At 55.7% G+C, this 23,864-nt stretch carries 17 protein-coding genes and 2 tRNA genes; 5 read left to right on the plus strand and 14 right to left on the minus strand.

The annotated features are described in order from the left end of the window. Window positions 1-52 precede the first annotated feature (52 nt). Window positions 53-1,051, plus strand: a complete 999-nt coding sequence (locus F4555_RS04700) for an aldo/keto reductase (protein ID WP_004014193.1) — start codon at window positions 53-55, stop codon at window positions 1,049-1,051. Here the strand turns inward: F4555_RS04700 and F4555_RS04705 are convergent. The 6 genes from F4555_RS04705 to F4555_RS04730 form a co-directional block, all read right to left on the minus strand. Further along, a complete protein-coding gene (locus tag F4555_RS04705) occupies window positions 1,038-1,388 on the minus strand; it encodes a hypothetical protein (protein WP_004012324.1) in 351 nt (116 codons plus the stop codon). The genes F4555_RS04700 and F4555_RS04705 overlap by 14 nt on opposite strands. A 121-nt stretch (window positions 1,389-1,509) precedes the next feature. Next, window positions 1,510-2,604: an FAD-dependent oxidoreductase gene (locus F4555_RS04710; protein ID WP_004012323.1), complete on the minus strand. Its 1,095-nt coding sequence runs from the start codon at window positions 2,602-2,604 to the stop codon at window positions 1,510-1,512. A gap of 50 nt (window positions 2,605-2,654) precedes the next feature. Continuing rightward, a complete protein-coding gene (locus F4555_RS04715) occupies window positions 2,655-3,785 on the minus strand; it encodes a bifunctional GNAT family N-acetyltransferase/nucleoside triphosphate pyrophosphohydrolase family protein (RefSeq protein WP_004018005.1) in 1,131 nt (376 codons plus the stop codon). A gap of 45 nt (window positions 3,786-3,830) precedes the next feature. Next, a tRNA-Leu gene (locus F4555_RS04720) sits at window positions 3,831-3,920 on the minus strand. Window positions 3,921-3,984: 64 nt separating this feature from the next. After that, complete coding sequence (locus F4555_RS04725) at window positions 3,985-4,347, minus strand: hypothetical protein (protein ID WP_004012321.1); 363 nt, start codon at window positions 4,345-4,347, stop codon at window positions 3,985-3,987. 106 nt (window positions 4,348-4,453) lie between these two features. Then, window positions 4,454-7,378: a DEAD/DEAH box helicase gene (locus tag F4555_RS04730; protein ID WP_115326027.1), complete on the minus strand. Its 2,925-nt coding sequence runs from the start codon at window positions 7,376-7,378 to the stop codon at window positions 4,454-4,456. Between the two features lie 46 nt (window positions 7,379-7,424). Here F4555_RS04730 and F4555_RS04735 point away from each other — a divergent pair, with 46 nt between their 5' ends. Then, window positions 7,425-7,886: a tRNA (cytidine(34)-2'-O)-methyltransferase gene (locus tag F4555_RS04735; protein WP_004012319.1), complete on the plus strand. Its 462-nt coding sequence runs from the start codon at window positions 7,425-7,427 to the stop codon at window positions 7,884-7,886. 46 nt (window positions 7,887-7,932) lie between these two features. Here the strand turns inward: F4555_RS04735 and F4555_RS04740 are convergent, their stop codons facing one another. From F4555_RS04740 to F4555_RS04750, 3 genes are all read right to left on the minus strand, one after another. Further along, window positions 7,933-8,676 carry an ABC transporter ATP-binding protein gene (locus F4555_RS04740; protein ID WP_004014196.1) on the minus strand — a complete coding sequence of 248 codons (744 nt, stop codon included), beginning with the start codon at window positions 8,674-8,676 and terminating at the stop codon, window positions 7,933-7,935. A 43-nt stretch (window positions 8,677-8,719) separates the two neighbouring features. After that, window positions 8,720-10,414, minus strand: coding sequence for an ABC transporter permease (locus tag F4555_RS04745; protein WP_004012317.1), 1,695 nt, complete (start codon window positions 10,412-10,414; stop codon window positions 8,720-8,722). 100 nt (window positions 10,415-10,514) lie between these two features. Then, on the minus strand, window positions 10,515-11,804 hold the full coding sequence (locus F4555_RS04750) for a thiamine ABC transporter substrate-binding protein (protein WP_255312900.1): 1,290 nt from the start codon (window positions 11,802-11,804) through the stop codon (window positions 10,515-10,517). Window positions 11,805-11,975: 171 nt separating this feature from the next. Between F4555_RS04750 and F4555_RS04755 the strand changes: the two genes are divergently transcribed. Both F4555_RS04755 and glnA read left to right on the plus strand, forming a co-directional pair. Further along, window positions 11,976-13,958, plus strand: coding sequence for a cell wall-binding repeat-containing protein (locus F4555_RS04755; protein WP_115326025.1), 1,983 nt, complete (start codon window positions 11,976-11,978; stop codon window positions 13,956-13,958). 270 nt (window positions 13,959-14,228) lie between these two features. Next, window positions 14,229-15,650, plus strand: coding sequence for a type I glutamate--ammonia ligase (gene glnA / locus F4555_RS04760; RefSeq protein ID WP_004012314.1), 1,422 nt, complete (start codon window positions 14,229-14,231; stop codon window positions 15,648-15,650). A 122-nt stretch (window positions 15,651-15,772) separates the two neighbouring features. On the opposite strand, the gene F4555_RS11135 is transcribed toward glnA, so the two are convergent. Next, entirely contained in the window at window positions 15,773-17,287 is a 1,515-nt protein-coding gene (locus F4555_RS11135) for a hypothetical protein (protein ID WP_249262430.1), read from the minus strand. Window positions 17,288-17,483: 196 nt separating this feature from the next. On the opposite strand from F4555_RS11135, the gene F4555_RS04770 reads away from it, so the two are divergent. Then, window positions 17,484-19,283 (plus strand): AMP-dependent synthetase/ligase, encoded by a 1,800-nt coding sequence (locus F4555_RS04770; protein WP_004012311.1) that lies wholly within the window; start codon window positions 17,484-17,486, stop codon window positions 19,281-19,283. A gap of 146 nt (window positions 19,284-19,429) precedes the next feature. On the opposite strand, the gene F4555_RS04775 is transcribed toward F4555_RS04770, so the two are convergent. From F4555_RS04775 to cmk, 4 genes are all read right to left on the minus strand, one after another. Beyond that, window positions 19,430-20,455, minus strand: a complete 1,026-nt coding sequence (locus tag F4555_RS04775; protein WP_004012309.1) for a RodZ family helix-turn-helix domain-containing protein — start codon at window positions 20,453-20,455, stop codon at window positions 19,430-19,432. A gap of 778 nt (window positions 20,456-21,233) precedes the next feature. Then, a tRNA-Pro gene (locus F4555_RS04780) sits at window positions 21,234-21,307 on the minus strand. Between the two features lie 207 nt (window positions 21,308-21,514). Then, complete coding sequence (der, locus tag F4555_RS04785) at window positions 21,515-23,068, minus strand: ribosome biogenesis GTPase Der (RefSeq protein ID WP_004012306.1); 1,554 nt, start codon at window positions 23,066-23,068, stop codon at window positions 21,515-21,517. 43 nt (window positions 23,069-23,111) lie between these two features. Then, window positions 23,112-23,855 (minus strand): (d)CMP kinase, encoded by a 744-nt coding sequence (gene cmk, locus F4555_RS04790; RefSeq protein ID WP_004012305.1) that lies wholly within the window; start codon window positions 23,853-23,855, stop codon window positions 23,112-23,114. Window positions 23,856-23,864 lie beyond the last annotated feature (9 nt).

The following is a 23,864-nucleotide window of genomic DNA, read 5'->3' on the forward strand; positions in this document are numbered from 1 at the left end:
TCTTGGGCGTTGAATTCCTGGATTCGCAGTCTTGGTGGGATAGCGTGGAGGCATGGAAATGCGACGTTTAGGCAACACTGGTTTGCGGGTTTCCGCCTTGGGATTGGGAACTTTAACGTGGGGGCGCGACACCCTAGATGATGAATGCGCCGCCCAGTTAAAGGCTTTCTTGGAAGCCGGGGGCAATGTCATCGATACCTCCCCCACTTACGGCGAGGGACAAGCCCAGCAAGTGTTGGGAGCTTTAATTTCACGAGGGGACAGCCGCGTGGCAAGCCGCGATGACTTGGTAATCGTCTCTAAATCCGGAGTGCTGCGCCGAGACAATCACAGCTTCGTGGAAGCATCCCGTTCGGCTATGCTGGGCAGTTTAGAAGCCAGCTTGCGGGAACTGGGCACTGACTACGTGGATTTGTGGATGCTGCAGGTTCCCGATGAACACACGAATTTTGACGCGGTTTTGTCCACTTTAGTCGCGGCCTGGCAGTCAGGCAAAGCACGTTTCGTGGGACTGTCCAACCATAACGCCTGGCAGATAGCCTATGCGGCGGCACGACTGGGGAATACTTTCGGTGGGGGGCTGGCGGGAATCAGCGCGGCTACACCCGGTTTAGCAGCGGTAACCAACGAGTATTCCCTGTTGAACCGGCAAATCGAGGTAGAGATTTTACCGGCCACCAGCACCCTGGGAATCGGGGTTTTGGGATGGTCAGCTTTAGGACGAGGGGTATTAAGCGGGAAATACCGCAGCTCCACTCCCCCAGATTCTCGCGGAGCCTCCTTGCATCTGCAAGGTTTCGTGAAGCCCTATCTGACCAGTGAAAAGCGTCGGGTGGTAGAGTCCGTGGCCACTGCCGCTTCGGGCTTGGGCGAGTCGACTCTAGCGGTGTCGCTGGCCTGGGTGCTGTCACGCCCCGGTTTGTCTAGCGCGATTGTGGGGGCACGCACCGCCGAGCAGTTGCACCAAGTATTGCGTGGATTGGACACAAAGCTGCCCCGCCAGGTGTCCAGTGCCTTGGACGAAGTAACCGACCCGATTAATCCTCTGTAAGGTCGAAGTCGTCGAAGTCTTCCCCGTCTAGGTAATGCGAGTCATCGTCGTCGTCACGACGATGATAATCCGAGTCAAAATCGTCATCCTCGCTGTCGCCCGCGTCGTTATCGCCCTCATCCTCGTCCTCGTCATCGAGGATGTCGAAAGGCAATTCGACCCCGGTTTGGGTAAACAAAGTGTCGTCGTAAGTAAAGAAGGCATCGCGCAACCGGTTTTCTGCGTCAATCAGAACATCCGAGTCGTCATCCTCGTTGTCCAGGGACAATGCCACTTCCAAGTGGCGCTCGAGGGCATAAATCAAAGCATCAAGGTCACGGCGAGGGTCATCATTCATGAACACGATTTTACCCCATAAAGCTGATTGCGCAGCTCAATGACGCCAAAAGGAATCCCGAAGAACAAGTTTACTGCCATTTTTACCCGGTTTTAACCCGGGCAACGTCCCCGCCCAGTCCTCAGGGCAAGTGCAACTGGCCGCGCACCATCGTCACCATCAAGTCATTCCCCTTGATTTCGGCGGTTTCTTCCGGACCAACAATCCGAGGCTCGCCGTCCTCTCCAGTCAACTGGGAAGCCCCGCCTTCCATACCCAGGGGCAACACCACCCACATTTTTCCGGGTGTATAAACCGTGCTAGGAGCCTTGCCGGCAATCGCGGCCTTAATGTTTGCCACCACAACTCGAGCGTGAGCCCGCGCCGCATCGGCGCGTTTCGACTCCGGCACATCAGTCAAATCACCCACCGCATAGACATTCTCGCTGCCCTTTACCCGCAGGTATTCATCAACCGCCAGCTGGCCTTCTTCATTCAAACGGTCAGCATGTGTGGATTGCAGATATCCCGAGGCGGTTTGCGCCCCATAACAAAGGAACCAAATATCCGCATCAATCCCCACCCCGTCCTGGGTTTCCACGTGGAAAGGCTGGTAAACCCCGGGTTCAGTGGGAGGCACGAAAGACAGGGGGGACCCCAAAACCAAGCGCACCCCGGATTCCTCGAGTTCCTGGGTCAGCACATCCCGCAGTTGCGGAGCATACTCGTTGGAGCCCAGAATATGCGGGGCACGATCCACCATGACTACCTCGACATCCGGGAAATTCGAGGTCAGCTCCCCCGCAAACTCGATGCCTACGGTTCCCGCTCCCACCAGTAAAACCCGACGCGCCCGGCTGAGGTTATCCCGGGTTTCTTCCAGGCGCGCTTTTGCGTCGGCCGCGTTGGGCTGATCCTGCTTGGCTGGGTAAGGATAGGTTGATCCCGTGGCAAGCACCAGGTAGTCGGCAGTTACGGGTTCATGAGTCGCTAGATGAACCGTGGTTCCTTCCACCTTGGTGGCCTTGTCTTGAATCACCTGACCGTTTTTTAAAAGGCGCGAATAGGGCATGAAAATCGTATGCGCCCAAATATCATCAACAACGGCACGTAAGGCGGCCGCGTGATGAACGAACTGGTCTTTTTGTTCCACCAAAGTAACCTCGGCTACATCGTCTAAGCCGCCAGCAACTGTGATGCCGCCATAGCCACCGCCGACAACTGTGACACGAACCACATTATCTCCTTGTTTTTAGTGAATTAAGTTCAGCTCTGTCCCTGTTTATTCTACATAGTTGGAGCGAGGTTTTTCGTTAAAGCCCGCGCTATATTTGGGGGGAAAAATCCCGGCCCCTTCATAACTTTCCCATCTTCACGATAAATGGGTTGCCCATTTTCGTCCAGTTTAGACAAATTAGAGGCCTGTACCTCGGCTAAAACCGCTGGCAAATTGATTCCAGCTTCCAAGGCCATGCCGTAAACCACATAAGTCAAGTCCGCCAAGGCATCGGCTACTTCTATCGTGTCCCGGGCATGTTCATCGAACTCCACAAGACCTTGGGTCGCAGTCTGTAAACGCTTTGCCGCCGCTTTCCCGTAGAGAGCTCGTACCAACTCCGTGGTCTCCTCTAAGATAAGCGCCAGACGCATGTGCATTCTCTCGCCGCTAATATCCGCCCCGGTGGTCACTACCGGCAGGTTATAAACCTGGTGGAACTGACGTACCAAGGCCTCGGGATCGCGGGGATTGGGATGCTGCCCCAAAATCTTGACATCCTCCCAGCTGCCGCGGGGCTGCAGTAAAGTATCCCCTTTAACGAAACTGGCTATCAACCGGTCTTCACGTTGACCACGGTTATTCACGCCCACTCCCCGGGCGACACCACTGAAAGTAAAACCGACTTTCCACGCCACTCTATGCGAAGCGAGGTTCTCGGGATTGGCTTGCCAGGTGACACATTCAAAACCAAGATTGTCAAAGGCAGTGCGCACCGCCAGCGCTAAAGCCCGCGTCATCAGGCCTTGCCCACGAGACTCCGGGGCAATCCAATAGCCTACATCAGCCTTTTTTTCGCCAGTAGGTCGCAACGCGACAGTACCCACGAAGCGAAGATTCCCCTGACCCAAGAAAGCCCGTATCAGCCAGTTAGCCCCGCCTTCGTCCCACAGTTTCTGGTGCATCACCGAAAGGAAATGCTGTGCTTGGGGCAAACCGAAAGAAAACGGAACCATGGTGAAGCGTTGAATATCGGAATCCTGGCAGGCCGACACAATTTCTTGGGCATCGCCAGGACGCGGCATGTCCAAGATTACTTGTTCACCGCGCACCGGAAATGGCTCATGTGCCCCAATACCGCCAGGTTGAGCGGTTTGAGACACCGAAGTCGCAATACCTTCAACAAAATTGGAACCCGGCACGTTACCTTCCCCTCGGATAATAAAAAAGCCCGGATTTTCCGGGCTTGGTGCGAGGAAAGGGACTTGAACCCTCACGACCGTTTAATTAGTCACTAGCACCTCAAGCTAGCGCGTCTACCATTCCGCCACCCTCGCGTGTGCGAAAAACGCCTAGACCAATTTACAGTTTAGCGGGCTTAAAAATCAAACCGAAACTAGCTTAACCGGCCTCTTCAAACTGCCAAATCTCTACCATGGCAGCCGCTGGAGCCAAGAAAAACGCGTTTTCATCCACGTCGTCTTTTCCGGTAGCGCTGGCCTTAACCAAAACATAGCCACTGGCCAGCTTCATTCCAATCGTAGCGGGATCAGTGGCAGATTCAGCGGAAAGAGTGCCATTAGGCATAATCCGCGAAATCGTCTTGGCACTGCCGCGCATCACCTCGGATACCTCGGCGTTTCCGGAATAAACCGCAATCACAATCAATCCCGAACCCACCAGCGGGTCACCCCGAACCAAGGTTTTTGCCCGAACTGCCGCGCGTTTAAAGTAATTCCTTGCATCTATAATGTCTGCTTCCATGAATTAATTGTCCCATTTTTCCGAAACTAAGACAGGATTTTTCGTAAATTTGCGCAAGTTTCAGGCTTGCACCTCATGAACCCGAATAATTACCACCCACCGGAAACTAATCCAACAACGCCCGCAACTGTTCCAAAGTAATCTGGGGAGTAACCTCGCGATTTTCCGAACCACGCAGCACCTGGTCGAACAGTTCGCGCTTTTGAGCCTGCATCGCTAAAACCCGCTGCTCAATCGTATTCTTAGCCACCAACCGGTACACATTCACCGGGCGAGTCTGGCCGATACGATGCGCCCGGTCAATCGCCTGGGACTCCACCTGAGGATTCCACCATGGGTCACACAAAAACACATAATCCGCCGCCGTTAGATTCAAACCAAAACCCCCAGATTTCAAAGAAATCAGAAAAACCCGCGCCGAACCTCGCTGGAAACAATCCACCTGGTCACGTCGGTTACGCGTCGATCCATCCAAATAAGCATAGGTGATACCTTGGTCTTCCAGCCGAGCCCGCAGCAAAGCCAAGAAACTGGTGAACTGGGAAAACACCAAAATATTGTGGTCTTGCGCCGCCAAGTCGGGAAGCGCGTCCACCAGATAGTCAATCTTCGCCCCATCCTCGGGCACCGCAGGATTAATCAGCCTCGCGCTCAAGGAAAGCTGGCGCAAACGGGTCAAAGCCGTGAGCACATTAAGCCGCTTCGCTCGCAAACCTTCAGCCTCTAAACGCGCCGCCACCAGGTATTTCTGGTAAAGCTCAGCCTGGTGCGATTCCAGGTCAAGGTGAATCACCTGTTCCGTTTTGGCCGGAATCTCGCTCGCCACGGATTCCTTGGTGCGACGCAACAAGAACGGCGAAACCCGGGCACTCAAAGCATGGCGGGCGGCCGAACGTTCGGTAAGCGCCGCATGGTGCAAATGCCGTTCAAAGGCAGCTAACGGCGGCAAGAGCCGCGGCACCGTCAAAGCAAAAATCGACCATAAATCCCGCTCCCGGTTTTCCAAAGGAGTTCCACTCAAAGCAAAAGCCCACCGCGCCCGCAACCGCGTCAAGGCGCGATGCGTCGAAGTCGCCGGGTTCTTCACCGCCTGAGCCTCGTCCAAAATCAGCCCCGAAAACTGGCATTCCGCCCAGAAATCCATATCAAGGCGCGCCAAAGTGTACGTCGTCAACACCAAGTCCACCGAGTCAAGTTTTTGACGCAAACACTGCCAATCCGCCGGATGCTTGCCCACACTGACGGATTGAACCAACAGGCGCAACTGGGGAAACCAGTGACGCGCCTGTTCTTCCCAAGTCGCCAATAAACTGGCCGGCACCACCACAAAAGTGGGGCAAGTGGCACCTGTGGAGTTCGCCGTATCCAAGACAGTATCCAAGACAGTATCCGAGACAGTGTCCACGACAGTGCCCCCAGCAGTGTCAGGCACAGCTTCCACTCCAGCGTTCGTAACAGCATCCGGAACGGCGGGAACCGGATGGTCGCGTCGCCACGCTGCCACCACCGCCAGCATCTGTAAAGTCTTGCCCAAGCCCATATCATCAGCCAAAATCCCGCCTAGACCGGCGGCAGCCCGGGCATAAAGCCACTGGAAACCGTCCTGTTGGTAGTTACGCCACTGGCCTTCCGGCAGACTGGGCACCGCCACCGGCTGGGGATGCAGCAAAGCCGTCGCGTTTTCCTGCCATCTGGGGCTCAACTGGCGGGTTTTTGCGAACTTGGTCAAAGCTTGAACCAGACCAAGTTGGGAAATATCAACAATCCAACCCGAGCCCCGTTGAAAATCCTGCAATCCCAGTTCCTCGAACTCCTGCAAAATAGCCTGCAAGTCACGCATTTGCGGGGAATACAAATCAACCCAGTTACCATCGGGGCTTTGCCACCAGCGATCGGCACGCCCCAACGCCGCCAAGAAATCCGCGCTCTGTACCCGCTCTGAACCCAGACACCACTCTAAATCCAGGCGATAGTCCCCCGATTCAAAACTGCTAAGATTCAGGGTCATCTCGGGGATTTCCGAAAAAATCTTGGTGTGCTCCAACTGAGGCGAAAACACCACCCGGACACAGTCGGTGTCGTTGATATCATCGGCTAGGTCACGCAGTCGGTTCAATTCCCACACCGGGAAAACATGGTTGAAAAAATTCCGGGTGGATTCCTCGCGCCAGGCCAATTGCGCCCCCAAACGAGCCATTAGCTGACTGACGGTTTTACTGGGATTATGGGTGTCCACCGGCAGCGAGATAATCTTGCCGGCCGGGGATTTACGTTGCAAAGTCCAGGTAAACTCCAGTTGGCGCGGCTCTACGGGATTCACAGCCAAGAACCCGTGCAGCGTGGCCGGTCCGAAGTGATGCGATTGGGCTAGCCGCCGGGTTTCCGGGGTCAGCAGCGCCACTAAATCTAAGGTTTCCGTCCACTGCTCCCACTGCGCCCAGAAATGGTCTATTTCCGGGGCAGACACGATTATGGGATTTGCTTGGATATCAGCTAGCGCCTCGTGAAAAGTACCCGAAATCGCGGGGGCAAGCCGAAAACCGGACAGTTGCGTGGGGAGTTGTTTGGGGTTCGGCTTCACGAGGGGCTTGCCCGAAATTTCGAGTCCTGCTCCGGTTTCCGCAATATCCAAAAACATGGTTGCGTCCAGGTCATCGGGCACATAAACAAAGTCGCGAGCCGGGTCGGAAAAGATTTCGACCCCTTTGTGATAGCAGTCTTGTAAACATTGGAGTCCCGTGGAATCCAGGGAGTCTACCTGGATTAAACCTTGGTTCGATGCCTGGTCGAACAAGGAACGCAAAGCCGTGAGCTGGCCGGTGTTCAAACCGGCGGTGACGGAAACCCAGCGGGAAGTCAAATCCCGCCACCGGGCGCGGCGTGTCGACCAGGCGTTTTTAGAATCCAGGCGCAATGGCACCAGTAACCCGTCCTCGACTTGCAATGCCAGGGGCTGGTTTTGCGGGTCAATCTCGACGGGGCGAAGCAGGGCTTGCAGGCGCTGTTCCCAATCGGTTTCCTTACTGGTCATTGTCCCAATTCTACCAGGAACAGAAAATAGTAAAATCAGGGTCGTTATGTTGCATGTGATTTTTTACCAACCGCGTATCGCGGGAAATACTGGGGCGGCGATTCGCCTGGCGGCCTGTACCGGGGCGACTCTGCATGTGGTGGAACCAACCGTATTCGATTTCGAGGACACCAAGTTGAAACGCGCTGGCTTGGACTATCACGACTTGGCACACTTACAGCGCCACCCTGATTTGGACGATTGTTTCGCGGCAATTCCCGGAAAAATCTATGCCTTTACCGGGCACACCGAGGTCATGCTGCCGTCGGTGCATTTCCAAGATGGTGATGCCTTGATGTTTGGTCCGGAAGACACCGGGCTGCCGGTGCCGGTTATGGACGACCCCCGGGTGACTTCCCGGGTGCGGATTCCCATGCTAGAGGGGCGCCGTTCCTTGAACCTGGCGATTTCGGCAGCGGTCGGGCTGTATTTCGCGTGGGGGCAACTGGGCTATGTCGGCGGGGTTTAGTCGGTTGGGAATTCATGAGGTGCCAAGACATTACGACCGCTTCGCTTTACAACCCCAAAAACTTGGCAATTCCGGGGTTGGGGGGATTACGGCGCAGTGACTCCAGGCTGCCTTGAGCCACAATCTCGCCCTGGTGCATAATGCTCACCCGGTCGGCAACCAGTTTGGCTTCGCTCTGGTCATGAGTTACATAGAGCGCTGTGCTGTCAGAGGCCTTGAGGATTTCGCGAATATCCCGGGCAAGCTCGTATTTGAGCTGTTCATCCAGGGCTGCCAAAGGTTCATCAAGCAGCAGTAGCCTGGGCGCAGGAGCCAGAGCCCGCGCCAGCGCCACCCGCCCAGCTTGCCCCCCAGAAAGCGTTGAAATACCACGGTTTTCATAGCCTTCCAGGTGTACCAGGCGCAGCATCTGCGCCACCCTAGCTTCGCGTTGGGCTCGGGTTGGTCGGGGACGCCGCATTTCCAGGCCATAGGCGATGTTCCCCGCCACATCACGGCCGGGGAACAGTTCCCCACCCTGAAACAGCATGGCGAAACCCCGCCGGTGTACCGGGGTGCGTTTGAGGTCTTGGTTATCCCAGGCGATTGTTCCGGAATCCGGTTTCAGCAATCCACTGATGACCTGTAGCAAAGTTGACTTGCCACAACCCGAAGACCCCAACAACACCATGACTTGGCCAGGTTCGAGTTCCAAGGACACATTTTTTAGAACCGGGATGGGTGCCACACCACGGGAAAGTGGCGGATAAGCAAATTGCACCTCATGAACCCGCAGCCCCTTAGAAACCACCGAAACCTCCCGGAAAACGAACGAACCACATGAATATAACCCTCTAAGCTGACGTGCGGCGCCACTCGGCCAAAAACATCGCGGCGGCGCAGAGTCCCGCCAACAGCACCGCAGCGGCATTGGCCGCCCCCTGGGCAACGATTTCTGGTTTGGAGCTCAAAGCAAAAATCGCCACCGGCAAGGTTGGTTGTAGCGGACGCGCTAGGAAACTGGTGGCACCGAACTCGCCCAAGGCAATGGCGAAGGCAAACCCCGCCCCCACCCCAGAAACCCGCAGCAACACCGGCAATTCCAGGGTGAAAAATACCTGTAGGGGCGAAGCACCTAAAGTCGCCGCCGCCTGCAAAAGACGTGGGGGAATAGCCCGAACGGTAGGCAGTACGGCACGCAACACCAGTGGTAGCGCCACTACCGAGGCCACTCCGCCCAAGAAAAACGCATTGGCGGGCATGGAAAACGGCGGGGCTTGCAAGGTTATCAACATGCCGAAACCCACTGTAACCGCGCTGACCCCCTGGGGCGAGGCCATCAGCACATCCAAGGATTCTTGCACCCAGCGCCACGCCCGCGCTTTGAACCGCCGGGTCAGCACCACCGTCACTGACAAGCCCGTCACCAGGGTTAGCGCCGTGGAAATCAGGGCGACCTCTAATGAATAAACTGCCGCCGACAGCGCCGAACCCGGCAAGGCCGCCGACAAACCCGGACGCGCCAGTGCCGCATAGTTATCCAGTGTCCACTGGCCTTCACGGTGCAAAGAATCGAGCAGCAACCCACCCAAAGGCAAAACCACCAACACGACCCCCGCGAGTGACAAGACCAGCGCCAACAAATCCTCGCGACGCGGCTGCCGGGGCGGCACGGAACGAATCTCGCCGGCGACAGCCTCGAAACGCGAGCGAGACACCGCATTGAGAATCAACGCCACCAGCACTATCGCAATCTGGAGCAGTGACAACACCGCCGCGCCCGGCAAATTCAGGAAAGCAGCGGTTTCCAGATAAATTTCAACCTCTAAGGTGGTTATTTTCACCCCGCCGATAACCCGAACCAGCCCATAGGACGTAATGCAATACAGGAACACCAGCGAGGCTGCGGCGAAAATTGCGGGGAATAAACGCGGCAGAGTAATTGTAAAGAACGCTCGGGCGGGGCTGGCTCCGAGCACTCGCGCTGCGGCCACCACCCTGGGGTCGAGTCGAATCCATGCCGTACCCACCAGGCGCGCCACTAGGGAAAAATTGAAGAACACCATTCCCAGTACAATCGCGACCCGTGTTCCGGCCAGCCCCAGGAAACCCAGCGGCCCCGAATTCGCCAGCAGGTTTTGGAAAGCCACCCCCACCACCACCGAAGGTAACACCAGGGGTACCCCCAGCAGGGCGCGACAGACCCGGCGTCCCGGCCAGCGCAAACCGTAGAGTACCCAGGCACCCGCCACGCCCAGAATCACGGAAAACCCAGTGCCCAGCACCCCCATCTCGAGGGTCCAAAACAGCACTGACCAGGTTCGCGGGCGGGTCATCGTGTCTCGCCAGGCTTGCCCGAAGGACGGCGCGCCCGGCATTACTCCCCCGCTGATGCCCAGCCAGATTAGCCGTGCGGTAGGAACCAGAAAAAACAGCCCCCAGAATGCCAGTGGCACCACGATGGCCGCTGCCAACAGGATTCTGGGGACAGTCTTGTCCCAGCACTTGTGCCCACGCTTGTCCGAGTTTTGTTTCTGTCTGGGGGGCATCGCGGGCGTGGCGGTAGGCGCGGCGGCGGGCGCGGCACTGACGGGTTCGGCTGCGGTGGGCACGGCGTTATTCCCTGTTATTCACAATGTCAATCGCGACCTAGGACATGATTTCAGTCCAGGCTCGCACCCAGGCTTCGCGTTTCTCGCTGACCTGTTTGTCATCCAAGGACACGGCTTTCCCGGAGGGTGCCCCGAATTTGGCCAGCGGTTCCGGCAGGGACACGCTGTCCAACACGGGGTACATATAGTTGTTTTCCACCAGGTCTTTTTGCGCGGTTTCCTCGGTCAGGAACTTTACCAAGGCGGCGGCTCCCTCTGGATTTTTGGCGTTTTGCAACACAGCGGCATATTCCACCTGACGATAACAAGTGTCGGGAACATTACCGATGGTGGTGGCATCCCCGGCCTCGTTTACCGCCCAGGCCGGCGAGGACGCGTAAGACACCATAATCGGATAGGCAGCTGATTTGTTTTTATTACCCCCGGCCGTGAAATCCGCGTTGAACGCCGTGTCCCAAGAATCCGTTACCTTGACCCCGTTGGCTTTCAAGGCCTTCCAATAGTTCTGCCAACTGTTTTCGCCTTTGGCTTTGATGGTGGCCAACATAAAGGCCAGTCCCGGGGTAGAGGTTTGCGGGGATTGAACCACCGTCAGGTTCTGGTACGCCGGAGCGGCGAGATCATCGAAGGTGGCGGGTGGTTTCAAGCCTTTGTCTTGGAAATATTTAATGTCGTAGTTCACGCAGACTTCGCCTTGGTCGATGGGTACCAGTTGTTTTTCCGCGCCACGCGCCTTGGTGACGCTGGGTGCCAGTTGTCCCGTAAAGTCAGCTAAGGCTCCGGCTTTTACGGCGGCTTGTGCGGTGTTGTTATCCATCCCGAACACCGCATCCCCCAGGGGGGCGTCCTTGGTGAGGATGATTTTATTCGTCAGTTCCACCCCGTCCCCAGATTTGACGACCTTCAGGTCGTAGCCGGTTTTTTTCTTGAAAGCAGCGATGGTTTCTTCACTCAGGGGGAAGGAATCATAGGCCACCAGGGTCACTTCGCCTTGCCCGGTGCCGGCGGCGGTGGGTTCGGTGGCGGCGTTGTGCTTGGCGGGTATTGATGAGGTACAGGCCGCCAGTGCCAGTGCCCCGGCCAGTAGTGCTGCCCCCTTCATGAGGTGCGTGCCGCGCTTGCATCCGTAGTCTTGGCGAGTGCGATTGGTTTTAAACATGGTTACTGCTCCTAGATAATCCAGAGCAGGGGTTAAAAACACCGGTTGCGGTGTTTTCGAGATTGACTCGACTTCCTTGGCGGCATTATCCGCCCAGGTTCGAGGGTCTGCCTGGTAGTGGGCACTCTCAGCGTATTTCGCTCCCCTGTCGGTTTCATTATAGGCCACTTACGGTTGGGATTTTCCCGTCCGCAGCTCCCGACGCAACCAGCCGCATCCCAGCTGGAACCGCGCCGGGGAAATAAATTCAAATCTGTAACACAGAGACTAAGATATTCTTTTGATGCAAACTGGAATTTATACACGACCAATCAGCCGAAACTGAAGAAAGACAAAATAATGAAATCAAAGAAAATTTTAGCACTTGGACTCTCCGGTGCCTTGCTGATTCCTTTAAGCGGCACCATTTGCACCTCGATGTCATTCGCGGCAACACCTCATGAAAACACCACAATAGCAGAGAAAAACGATGCTGTTGTCCCCAAGGATGAAGCTGCAGCTCAGGCCAAGGTAAAAAAGACCCGGGAAGCCTGGCAAGCTAGCCGCAGTGCCGCCAAAGCCCAGTTCGATTCTGGTTCCAAGGGGTTCTTTGAAGAAGTCGGCGCCAAAGACGCCATAGCACAACTACAAACCGATTACAAGGTTAGCGACGGAACCCCTCTTATTTCCTACACGCACATCGGAGACCCGAAAGACGCCACCTCCCTAAAAAACATGGCCAGTACTTTTCAATGGATGCGTAAAGCCAATGCGTTACGCGCCCAGTGGGGAGACGTGGACGGGTCGCCCGCCGGACCGCTAAAAGTCACTGACGAACTCATGGCCATCGCCCAAGTCAACACCAACTGGTCTACCTTTCACCACGAGCACTCACATAACGGATACGGGGAAAACATTGCCTGGGGGTACAGCGATCCCTTCATTGGATGGTTTGATGCAGAAAAGAAGATTTACGACTCGAAAGGCAAAGGAGTAACCGGTCACTACACAAACATTGTTAATTACAAGTGCAAAAAAGTAACCGGTCACTACACAAACATTGTTGATCACAAGTATCGCGTCACCGGTTTCGCGGTTCGTACAGGCGACAGGGAAAGCTACGGCGTAACGCATCTGCAGCAGTTCAACTGGGGAGCATCCGCCTTCAACCGCAAATCCCAGCGCAGACAGCCTGAAAACTGCCACACTCAAGAGAGCATAGACCAGCTAAAAGCCCAGGGCATCAACCCCGACAGCATCGAATGGCTTGGCCCGCTGTGCTCCGATAACTCCAGCTCTGAAAGCGAAACCCCGGAATCTGTCGCAACGGGTGCTTACACGGTGGACGAGTACGAAAAACGTTTCCAGGACTACTACCAAAAGATTCAAGTCCGGATGCGCCACGGCGATGCCAATTTGAAAGCCAAATACGATGCCGCCAAGAAAGAGTTGTCACAGTTGCAGGCTAAACGCGCCGCCGTCTCGCGCCCGGAACGTTTAGCTGGTCCTTCCGGGGTGGAAACTTCGGTTAACGTGGCTAAGCACGCCTGGGGGGACAAATGGCCAGTGGTTTACGTGGCGTCCAACCACAACCCGGTCGATGCCCTGGCAGCGGGAACCCTCGGGGACGGCCCGGTGGTTTTGACTGACGGGGTGAGCCTGAACCTGGGCGGGGTCAAACCAGAACAAATTGTCATCTTAGGCGGTAGTAAAGCAGTTCCAGCCAATATTGAAGCCCAAGCTGCATCCCTGGTAGGAGCAACCAATGTGACTCGGCTGCAAGGCGGGGATCGCAACGCCACCGCCGAAGCAGTAGCCAACCGTTGGCAAACAATCAACGGGCTGCCAAAAGTCGTGTACGTGACCCGCAACGCCGGTATGGGTTCCCCCGACGCGGTAGCAGGATCGGTGCTGCGAGACGGACCGATCCTGACATTCACTAACGACGCCTCAATAGCGGCAGCCGGTAAAAAAATCAAAGAATTCGCCCCCGAAAAAGTCATCGTGCTGGGCGGTGAAGCCGTAGCCACACCCCCGGTAGTAGCTCAGCTAGTAGGCAAAACCAGCTGGCAACGGTGGTCCGGATCGGATCGCTACCAAACCGCAGCAATAGTGGCCAAAAACGCACTGGCGCAAAAGGCTGGCCGCGTGGCATACATCGCCGCCGGAACGGCATTGAAAGACGCAATGGTAGCGGGTGCAGTAAACGACGGGGTTATCCTGTTGACCCCGAATACAGGTGCCGGAGTGCGTCAGCAACGCGAATCACTGAAACTGGAATCGGTTATCGGCGTGGGCGGGATCCGAGTTTTGCCCGAGGCAGTTTTGGCCGCTATCCGTTAGATATCCGTGGATATTTAGCGAACCAAAAACCGGAATCTTGGGGCACTATAACCCGGGAATACCGACGGGGCATGCCACGTTTACAATCACAACCCGGGCTGGCACCTCATGAACCCGAGAAAACTAAATAGACCTTGTCCCCGACGCAACCAGCCGCATCCCAGCTGGAACCGCGCCGGGGGCAAACTCTATCGATTTGATGCGCCGCTTCACCCCCGGTAAAATTTGGAACAATAAAATTGTAAAAATTATTAGCCCCAGGAGGCCATTTTGTTTAACGATACCGCTCAAGTTCTAAGCTTTGTGCAAGATAAAAAAATCCGATTCATCGACGTACGATTTTCCGATTTGTACGGCACGATGCAACACATGACCATCCCCACGAATATGCTCGAAACGACCCTCACCAAGGGCATGATGTTCGACGGGTCTTCCATCAAGGGATTCACCAAGATTAATGAATCCGACATGAAACTGATTCCCGACCCGACAGCGGCTTTTGTCGACCCTTTCCGCCAAGAACCCACTTTGGTGCTCTATGCCTCGGTAGTCGATCCCTTTACCAATGAGCCATTTAGCCGCGACCCACGCGGAGTCACTCAGAAAGCCGAAGCGTACCTGAAGTCCACCGGCATCGCCGACACATGCTATTTCGCACCGGAACCCGAATTTTACCTCTTTGACTCGATTCAATACCGCACCGATCCGGCCGACACCTTCGTGAAAATCCGCTCTAATGAAGCCTCCTGGACCGCCGGAGACGAGGAAAACGGGCATAACCTGGGCAACCGGATGCCCTTCCAACATGGTTATGCCCCGGTTCCCCCTATGGATCGCAGCGCGGATATTCGCGACGCTATTGTTCGCACCTTGCAAGACACCGGTTTCGAGATTGAACGTGCCCACCACGAAAACGGCGCCTCGGGTCAACAAGAAATCGGTTACACCTATTCCACCTTGCTGCACGCGGCAGATAACTTAACGGTGTTCAAGTACATAGTCAAAAACAAAGCAATTGAACTGGGTAAAACCGCGACTTTCATGCCTAAACCCCTGTGGGGCGAGGCCGGATCCGGTTTGCACTGTCACGTGTCCCTGTGGAAAGACGGTAATCCCCTGTTCTATGGGGAATCCGGATACGCGGGGCTTTCTGATTTGGCACGCTGGTTCATCGGCGGGCTGTTGCGCCACTCGGCCGCGATTCTGCCTTTCACTAATCCTTCGATTAACTCTTTCCGTCGTCTGGTTCCCGGCTTTGAAGCCCCGGTGAACCTGGTGTATTCCGCACGCAACCGCTCTGCCTGCATCCGCATCCCCATTACCGGGGTTTCCCCGCAGGCTAAACGCATTGAATACCGGGTGCCTGACCCGTCAGCTAATCCTTATCTGGCTTTTCCGGCGATTTTGATGGCCGGTTTGGATGGAATTCGCAACCGTATCGAGCCGGCCGAGCCGATTGACAAGGATCTCTACGAACTGCCCCCCGAGGAATACCACGATATCGAGAAGCTGCCACCCTCACTTGATTTGGCTTTAAATGCCCTCGAGGAAGACAACGAATTCCTGACCGAAGGCGACGTGTTCACCACGGATTTGCTGGAAACCTGGATTACCCAGAAACGCGAATCCGAGGTACAACGCCTGTTCGTCCATCCCCACCCCTTCGAGTTTGAGTTGTACTACAACTGCTAGTAGCTAGGCTTTAATCGACAGACAAAGCCCCGGGGCGTTCACGCCTCGGGGCTTTTGGGGCGCAAACCCGATGTGAAACTGGATTGGTTTGGGCATCTGCCCTGGGATTTCAAACGGCGAGTTCAGCGATGTCGCGGTTTAAACACCCACGGTCCAATCGTCAGTATTATGCCGATAATCACCGCGAAACTAAGCATCACATAGTCATCGCCAAAACCGTTTACGAATACCCGCAAGGCCACCAGCACCAAAATCAGCACCCCCAAAGCACTGACCATACTGGCCGGGGTTAAACCCGGAATCCCCAGGTTCAGGTTCAAAGCCTGTTGCAACTTCATCCCGAAACCGCTGGCCGCCGCGATTTGGCTCATCACCACGGGGTCAGAACTGGCGGTGATATTTAAGCCCAGCTCCCCCGGTTTCGGGGTAGGTTCCGGGGTGGTGAAAATGGTGGGCATCCCCAGCACCATCGAAGCATCCGGGGAAGCGGCTTGGGTGCGAGGCTGATTTCCCCCCTGGCGGGTCGCGGTTTTACTGGTTGTGGTGGTGGCTTCTTCGATTTGCGAGGCGGCTTGTTGCGCCGCTGTTTGGCGGGCGGCCACTTCGGGGCGTGGCATAGCGGCGTGTCCCGGTGCGGTTGGGGTGCCAGGAGCAGCGGGAGCGCTGGTGTTGCTGGTGGTAGTGTTGGCTGCGTTAGGAGCGCTTTGGGTACCGGCAGCGCGCAAAGCTGCGGCTCCGGCGGCTGGCCGGTTGGCGACGGCCGCCCCGGTAGCCGGTCGAGTCGCGGCTGCGTCGCTATCCACACTGTTTTCGCCCGGTGACGTGGCTCCGGTTTTACCGTCACCCGAACCGGTCGGCAAGGTTGATGGGTTGGTGGCCGCACTAGTTGCCGCTTTAGCGTGCGCCGTAATATTGGCGGCGATTGCGGTGGCATGAGGTGCCATCGCGGATGGCTGGCTGCCACTCGACATGTCGCCATTAGGGTTCCCCGACCCGGGTGGTGTCGACGACGAATTCGGATTCGGGGTGGCGCCTAATGAACCCGAAGTACCCAAGCCGCTCTGCCCTTGGCCCCCCGTCGTGGCTACCTGGCCATTTACCAGATTTCCGGTCAAACTAGCGCAACCAGCACCCGCACCCATCCCGGTAAAACCAGAAACACTGCCAGCGGAATTACCCGATGCCGCCGATCCACCCAAAGTGGAACCACCGGAGGCGCCCTGGGTGAAAGCCGGCAGCAAACGCCCCATCGTACCATTCCCCACACTGCCTTTTTGCGTCTGCGAAGCAAGCTGCTGCCACGCATTAGTAGAGAGACTTAAGGTGTCAAGCTTCGCGCTTGACACCGAGGAATTTGCGGATGTTGGGATGCTCGACCCGCTACGAGATTCATTTTGGGTCGAAGAAGCCTTGCCGGCAGCGGCCTCGGCACTGTTTTGTTCGGCTGGAATTCCAGTGGCGGTACCGGAGGCGGCTCTCGGATTAGGGCTCAATTGGGATTGCGAGGCCGTATTGGCAGCCGCTTGGGTCACCGCATTTTGAGCATTCTGGGCGGAAGTCTGTGCATTAGCCGTGTTGGAAGCAGATTTTCCGGCACTATACGAGGGCAGCGGGGCACCCACTGATGGAATACTCATATTTCCTCCCTTGTCCGTATAGCCAATGGCGCCTCATGAACCCGCGACACACCCAAATGACATATCGACAGTTTTACCCCAAATCTGAACGGATAGTTTCCGAAACATGCGACCGGGGTTCAGGCATCACAGATTTTAGCGCGTAAGCTTATCTAGGTAGCATTGTACTGAAGCATGGCTGTTATCGGAGGTTCCATTGACACTGAAATATTTCGCTACCCCGCCACAGGTTAACCTGGAGGCAAATGATTCGATTCCCGCGCTGTTTTTTGCCCGCGCCCGGCGCACCCCACATGCCGTGGTGATGATGCGCCCCAAGCCCTTTGAGCAAGGCTGGGAGGAAATCACAGCCGCTGCTCTAGCGAGCCAGATTATAGATTTGGCGCGGGGATTAATCGGGATGGGGCTGCAGCCCGGGGACTGTATCGGGCTGATGGCAGGAACCTCGTATGACTGGGTGTTAGTGGACTACGCCGGGCAAACCGCCGGGCTGACGGTAGTACCGATTTATGAAACCGATGCGGCCAGCCAGGTGGACTGGATTTTGGAAGATACTGGCTCCCGGCTGGTGATTACGGATACTGCTACCCAACAGCGCCTGGTGGAATCCACCGGCAGAACTGTGGATTTCGGGGTGATGGCATTAGAAGACGGCGCTTTAGACCAGATTCGCTTGATGGGAGCGGGGATTTCCAAACAGGAAGTTAAGACTCGATTAGAGAATGTGAACCTGGATTCCTTGCTTTCGGTGGTTTACACTTCCGGTACTACGGGTCGCCCTAAAGGCGTGGAACTGACCCAGCGTAATTTTTGCTACATGGCTTTGATGATTGGCGAAGCCCTGCCAGAGGTTATTGACAACAAGAAGACCCGGCTGTTGCTGTTTTTGCCGCTGGCTCATGTTTTCGCGCGGTTTTCCTGTTTCACGGTGCTGTCAGGACGGGGGATGCTGGCCTGTGTTCCCTCGGTAAAGACCCTGATGAGTGACCTGCAGTCTTTCAAGCCGACGGTGATGACTGTGGTTCCCCGGGTGTTGGAAAAGATTTATACCGCCGCCCAGGTAAAGGCCGGGAAAGGCTTGAAACACAGCGTATTTGCTTGGTCGACTAAACAGGCCATTCAATATTCCCAGGCCTTAGATAGCCTTCATGAACCGGGATGGCGGCTGCGGGTGCAGCACCGTTGGGCAGAGCGCCTGGTATATTCGAAGATTTTGGATATTTTGGGTAAAGATTGCCGCTATGTCATTAGTGGTGGTGCCCCTCTGGGGGAAAGGCTGGGTCATTTCTATCGTGGACTAGGTCTGAATGTGATTGAAGGCTGGGGCTTGACTGAAACAGCGGGACCGGTAACCGGTAATGTGCCAGAGGTGCGAATTCCCTCGGTGGGTCTGCCCTTGCCGGGAGTAGAAGTGCGTATCGATGATACTGGCGAGATTTTCGTTCGTTCTGACCTGGTTATGCGCGGCTATCGTCATAACCCGACCGACACCGCTGCGGTATTGGATGCGCAAGGTTGGTTTAGAACCGGGGATTTGGGCGAAATTGACGATGACGGATTCTTGAGTATCACCGGCCGGAAAAAGGAACTGATTGTAACCGCTTCGGGCAAGAATGTCTCCCCGGCACCTCTAGAGGAGGCCTTCCGGGGGCATCCCTTGGTTTCCAATGTGGTGGTTATTGGGGATAAGCGCCCCTTTGTGTCGGCTTTGGTGACTTTAGATCGCGAGATGCTGCCGACTTGGTTGGCTAACCACAAGTTGCCCTCGATGGATGTAGCAGCAGCAGCGGTGCATCCGGCCGTGCAAGAATCCTTAATGCGCGGTGCCACGCGGGCTTCAGAGTCGGTATCTCGGGCGGAATCAATTCGTAAAGTGCGAGTGATTTTGGGGGATTTCACGGTGGACAATGGCATGTTGACCCCATCCATGAAGGTGCGTCGGGAGGTAGTAATGAAAAAATATTCCCGCGAAATTGATGCGATTTATGGTAAGTAATCCAGGGAATTTATGTAATCGCTAAAAAGCTGCTAGATGTTGTTCGGCGTTTTTAGGTGGAGCGCCGAACAACATCTAGCAGCTAAAAAAGTTTGTGCCCACCGGATGGTGGGCACAAACCACAGGTCTCTTACAGGGAGTGCGGACTATTCTGCATCAACCAGTCGAGAGTTGCGACGCGAGGTGGCAACTGCACCAACCAGGAAGGCCAAACCCAGAATCAAAGCACCAGCGGAAAGCAAGGTGGCGTACTGGGCAATGGAACCGGTACGAGCCAAACTACGGCTCAATGTCCCGGTTTCAGCAGCAACCTTAGAACTGGCGTTAGCCTTGACGTTATACTGCGCTACAGCGGCATTTTCCTGGACAGCAGTGGAAGGAACCACGTTAGCGTTAACAGTGGCTTCTTCAGAAACCGCCGCATTGAGCAGCGGAGTAGCTTGTCCGGGAACCAAAGCCGGTCCAGCGGGTTGCGGCAGTTCGAAGAATACTACCTGAGATTCACCATTCGGAGTCTTTTCCGAAGAGGGAACCGCTTCCTCGGTCTTAGCCATGGTCAACAGCGGAGCCTGAGCATCGGGTTGTGGAGTAACAACTTCCTCGGCATCGTCGCTGGCCGCAACAGAACTGTGGCTAGGTAGTACATAAGTAACGGGAACAACCGATTCTGCGTTGACCTCAGTCCCGGCCGCTGCAGCAACAGACGTCCCCTCCTTAGTCTCTTCGGCTACCTTTTCGGTGGAAGGTTCAGTGGTTTTAGCCTTATCAGTGGTGGCTTCCTCACTGTTTTCTTTAGCCTCTGTCGGAGCAGAATCCGCAGCCTTCGGAGCTTCCGTGGCTTCAGACTTCTCTTCAGTGGCATCCTTCGCAACCGACTCAGCCTCTGACTTCGCTACCTCAGCTTCATCAGCGGCCTTCTCAGCCTTTTCCTGGGTGGTGACAGGAGCCTTTTCGGCATCAGCAGCTTCCTGCTTTTCAGGAGCAGCTGTTTCCTTGCCTTCAGCACTCTCGCCAACCTCGAAACCCCCGGCAGGCACACTGGCTACAGGCTCAATGGGAGTACTAGCATCTACCTCAGGAACACCCGTATCAGCGTGCGCCCCTGCGAAGCCCATGAGAGCCGCAACCAGAAGACCTCCGGTGGCTGCGTAAAACTTATGTGAACTTTTCATTTTGGGAGACCTCCATGCTCTTACTTGACAGCGCCCTGTACGCTGCCGCAGGCTATCCGGGCTCCTGAACCCATTCCGCAGGCCGAGTTCCCTCTGCCATGTTCGATGTTGTTCCGGTTCCCTTGAAACCTACAGTTATAGTTTAGCGGATTCCGTTGGAAAACCAAGGATTATCCATGTTGGGAAGCTTCAAGCTTCAGTAAAGAAACTTTATACTCGGTAAATTTTAAGCTTAGTCTCAAGAAAAATTACTGATTTTACTGGGTTTAAGGGATTTCCGAGCGGTCAGATTGCCTGAGATAATGTGATAAATATCACATATACTATGCCCCATCCCCCCCGAAATGACAGAACAAAGAATTTGCCAGCTCAGCTCCCTAAGGACACCGACTACGGAGCATATTCCCATGCTCACCAGGTTTTCAGGTAATCACAACCATGTATTTCGAAGTCGACTAAACCCCCGCACGAAACATTTTCGGCGTGTCGCGTAAATTCCCCAGACAGTACCCAGGATTCCTCCCATCCAGAAACCCGTTTCATGTAACGCCCGCGTTTTTCCCAGGAGGCTTCCAGCTCGAACCAGCACCTCATGACCCCGAAAGAACCAACCGCACGTGCCGACCACGAGCCAACTGTGAATCTGAAGCAGTCGATACAACAACATGATGCAGGCTACGAGATGGATTTTCGAGCATGCTTTAGCTCTGTCTATAACTCAGTCCAAGCGAAACCAACAAGCGGCGTGTTCCTAAAACAGCCCTAACCGGTTTCTTTGTCGGGCTGACAGGATTTGAACCTGCGACCACTTGACCCCCAGTCAAGTGCGCTACCAAACTGCGCCACAGCCCGTGACAAGCACCTCATGAAGTGAAACACCCTTTGAGGGGCAACGACACTACTTTACACTAAACCCCGAGCAAGACGAAACTTGAGCGGGCCTTTCCCCGTAAAACCCCAGTATCGAAAACGGAGACAGGCATTGCAGCGGTAAACCGCTTCGAGCGATACTGACCCATTCTAGCTAACGAAACCACCGAAAATATACTGCATTCGCCACTAGCGGCGGCGTTTTTCCCGCACCCGCACCCCAATCTGAACCGGAGTGCCCACGAAACCGAAAGTCTCGCGCAACCGACGCTCAATGAAACGCCGGTATTGGGGATCCAAAAATCCCGTGGTGAACAACACAAAACGCGGTGGGCACACCCCTGCCTGGGTAGCATAAAGAATCCGCGGCTGCTTACCACCACGCAACGGATGCGGATGAGCCGCGACCAATTCGCCCAAAAACGTGTTCAAACGCGAAGTGCCAATCCGAGTCGTCCACCCCTCTAAAGCAGCCTCTAAGGCACGCACAATCCGATTCGTGTGCCAACCAGTTTTCGCAGCAATGTTTATCTTCGGCGCCCAGGAAACATGCGCCAAATCCAGTTCCTGTTCACGCTTCAGTTCCTGTTGACGGTATTCATCAACCAAATCCCATTTATTGTTCACCAAAACCAGGGCACGCCCAGACTCTACCACCAGGTTCACGACTTTCACGTCCTGTTCGCTCAACGGTTCACCCCCGTCAAGCAGCACCAGGGCAACCTCGGCGGATTCAATCGCAGACTGGGCGCGTAGCACCGAATAATAGTCCGCCCCTACGGTTTGCTTGATACGCCGCTTAATCCCAGCCGTATCAACGAAAACCCATTCCTTGCCGTCCAGTTCCAAAACCTCGTCAACGGGATCGCGCGTAGTGCCGGGGGTGTCACTAACCACGGAACGCCCCGAACCGGCCAGGCTATTCAGCAAGGAAGACTTGCCCACATTCGGGCGCCCCACCAAGGCCACTCGCGGCGTAGAATCGGCCGGGCGTTCTACCCGATGGGCAGCAACCGGCGGCAAAGCGTCCAACAGCACATCCAGCAGTTCCCCCACCCCGCGACCATGCAAGGCTGAAATCGGATAGGGTTCACCCAAACCTAGGTTCCATAATCCCGACGCATCGGCCTCTGCTCGTTCGGAATCAACCTTGTTGGCCACCAAGATTACCGGTTTTTTCGAGGCACGCAACAGGCGCATCATGGCTTCGTCAGTGGCGGTCGCCCCCACATTAGCATCCACCACAAACAGTGACACATCGGCCATCTCGATAGCAATCTCGGCCTGAGTGGCCACGGCCTTGTCCAAGCCTTTGACCCCCACATCCCAACCGCCGGTGTCTATCAGGTGGAAATCCCGCCCATTCCAATCCGCATCGTAAATCACCCGGTCGCGTGTTACCCCAGGTTCGTCCAAAACCACCGCAACACGACGTCCTAAAATCCGGTTCACTAAAGTGGACTTGCCCACATTCGGGCGCCCCACTATCGCCACTGTCGGCCAGGAGTCGCGATTGTCCGGGCGTGACAGTTCGGAGAGGTCGCCATCCAACAACGCCAGGTCTTCTGGTTCTAGTTCGTAGTCCCCCAGGCCTTCGCGCAGCAAACGCTCGGTGGCGGCTTCGGTATCGGTTGTGTCGGTTGTGGTGGTTGTCCCGTCCCCCGGGATATGCTCCCCCGGGAGCTCCCCCAAGGTATGCCTGGCCAGCCCCACCTCCGGATTTTCCGTGCCCAAGTCTGCCATCAATTCCCTTTCTATCCCCGTGAAATTCACCAAAAAAACTTGTTCAGTTACCGGGTCTATCCCAGTCGGTATTCTGGTCAATCAAGCTCATCACCGCATCCAGGGTTTGCTCTAAATCCAAACTCGTGGAGTCCACCAGGTGCACCCCAGGAGCAGCTTGCATAAACTCGTTGACTTTCGCATCTTTCATGTCTCGCCCCAGCACCAAAGCCCGTTCGCGTTCCAGCGCTTCCGCCCCGTCGTGCCCAGTATCTTGCAAAGCCCGGCGCAACAGACGAATCTCTGGGTCGGCGGTCAACAAAATCCGCACCGGCGCCTGGGGAGCTACCACCGTGGTGATGTCACGTCCTTCCACCACAATCCCGCGAGTGGAATTCCGGGCTTCCCGAATTACGCGCTGTTGCAAGGCGATTAGTACGGCGCGCACCGCCGGCACCGCCGCTACCCCAGACACAATCGAATCAATGTGTTCCCCGCGAATCACGTGCCCGACATCGAAACCATCAACAAAAAAACGCGGGTTATGCGCCACCGCCGTTACCTTCAAATCCATTTTCGCCATCGCTACCGCCAATTCTTCGGGACGCGATACGTCGAGACCCCGGTGGTCTACCCACCAGGCGGTGGCACGATACATAGCCCCCGTATCCAGATACCCCAAATCCAAGGCCGCCGCTACTTTACGGGCAATAGTGGATTTCCCGGAACCGCTCGGCCCATCAATGGCCACCACCAGGCCGCGTCCGAGGACTTTTTCGCGTAAGTTTTCGTACTTTTCGTATTCCATAAGTCTTTC

Origin of the sequence: Mobiluncus mulieris (genome assembly GCF_014204735.1) — a bacterium.
Lineage (GTDB): Bacteria > Actinomycetota > Actinomycetes > Actinomycetales > Actinomycetaceae > Mobiluncus > Mobiluncus mulieris.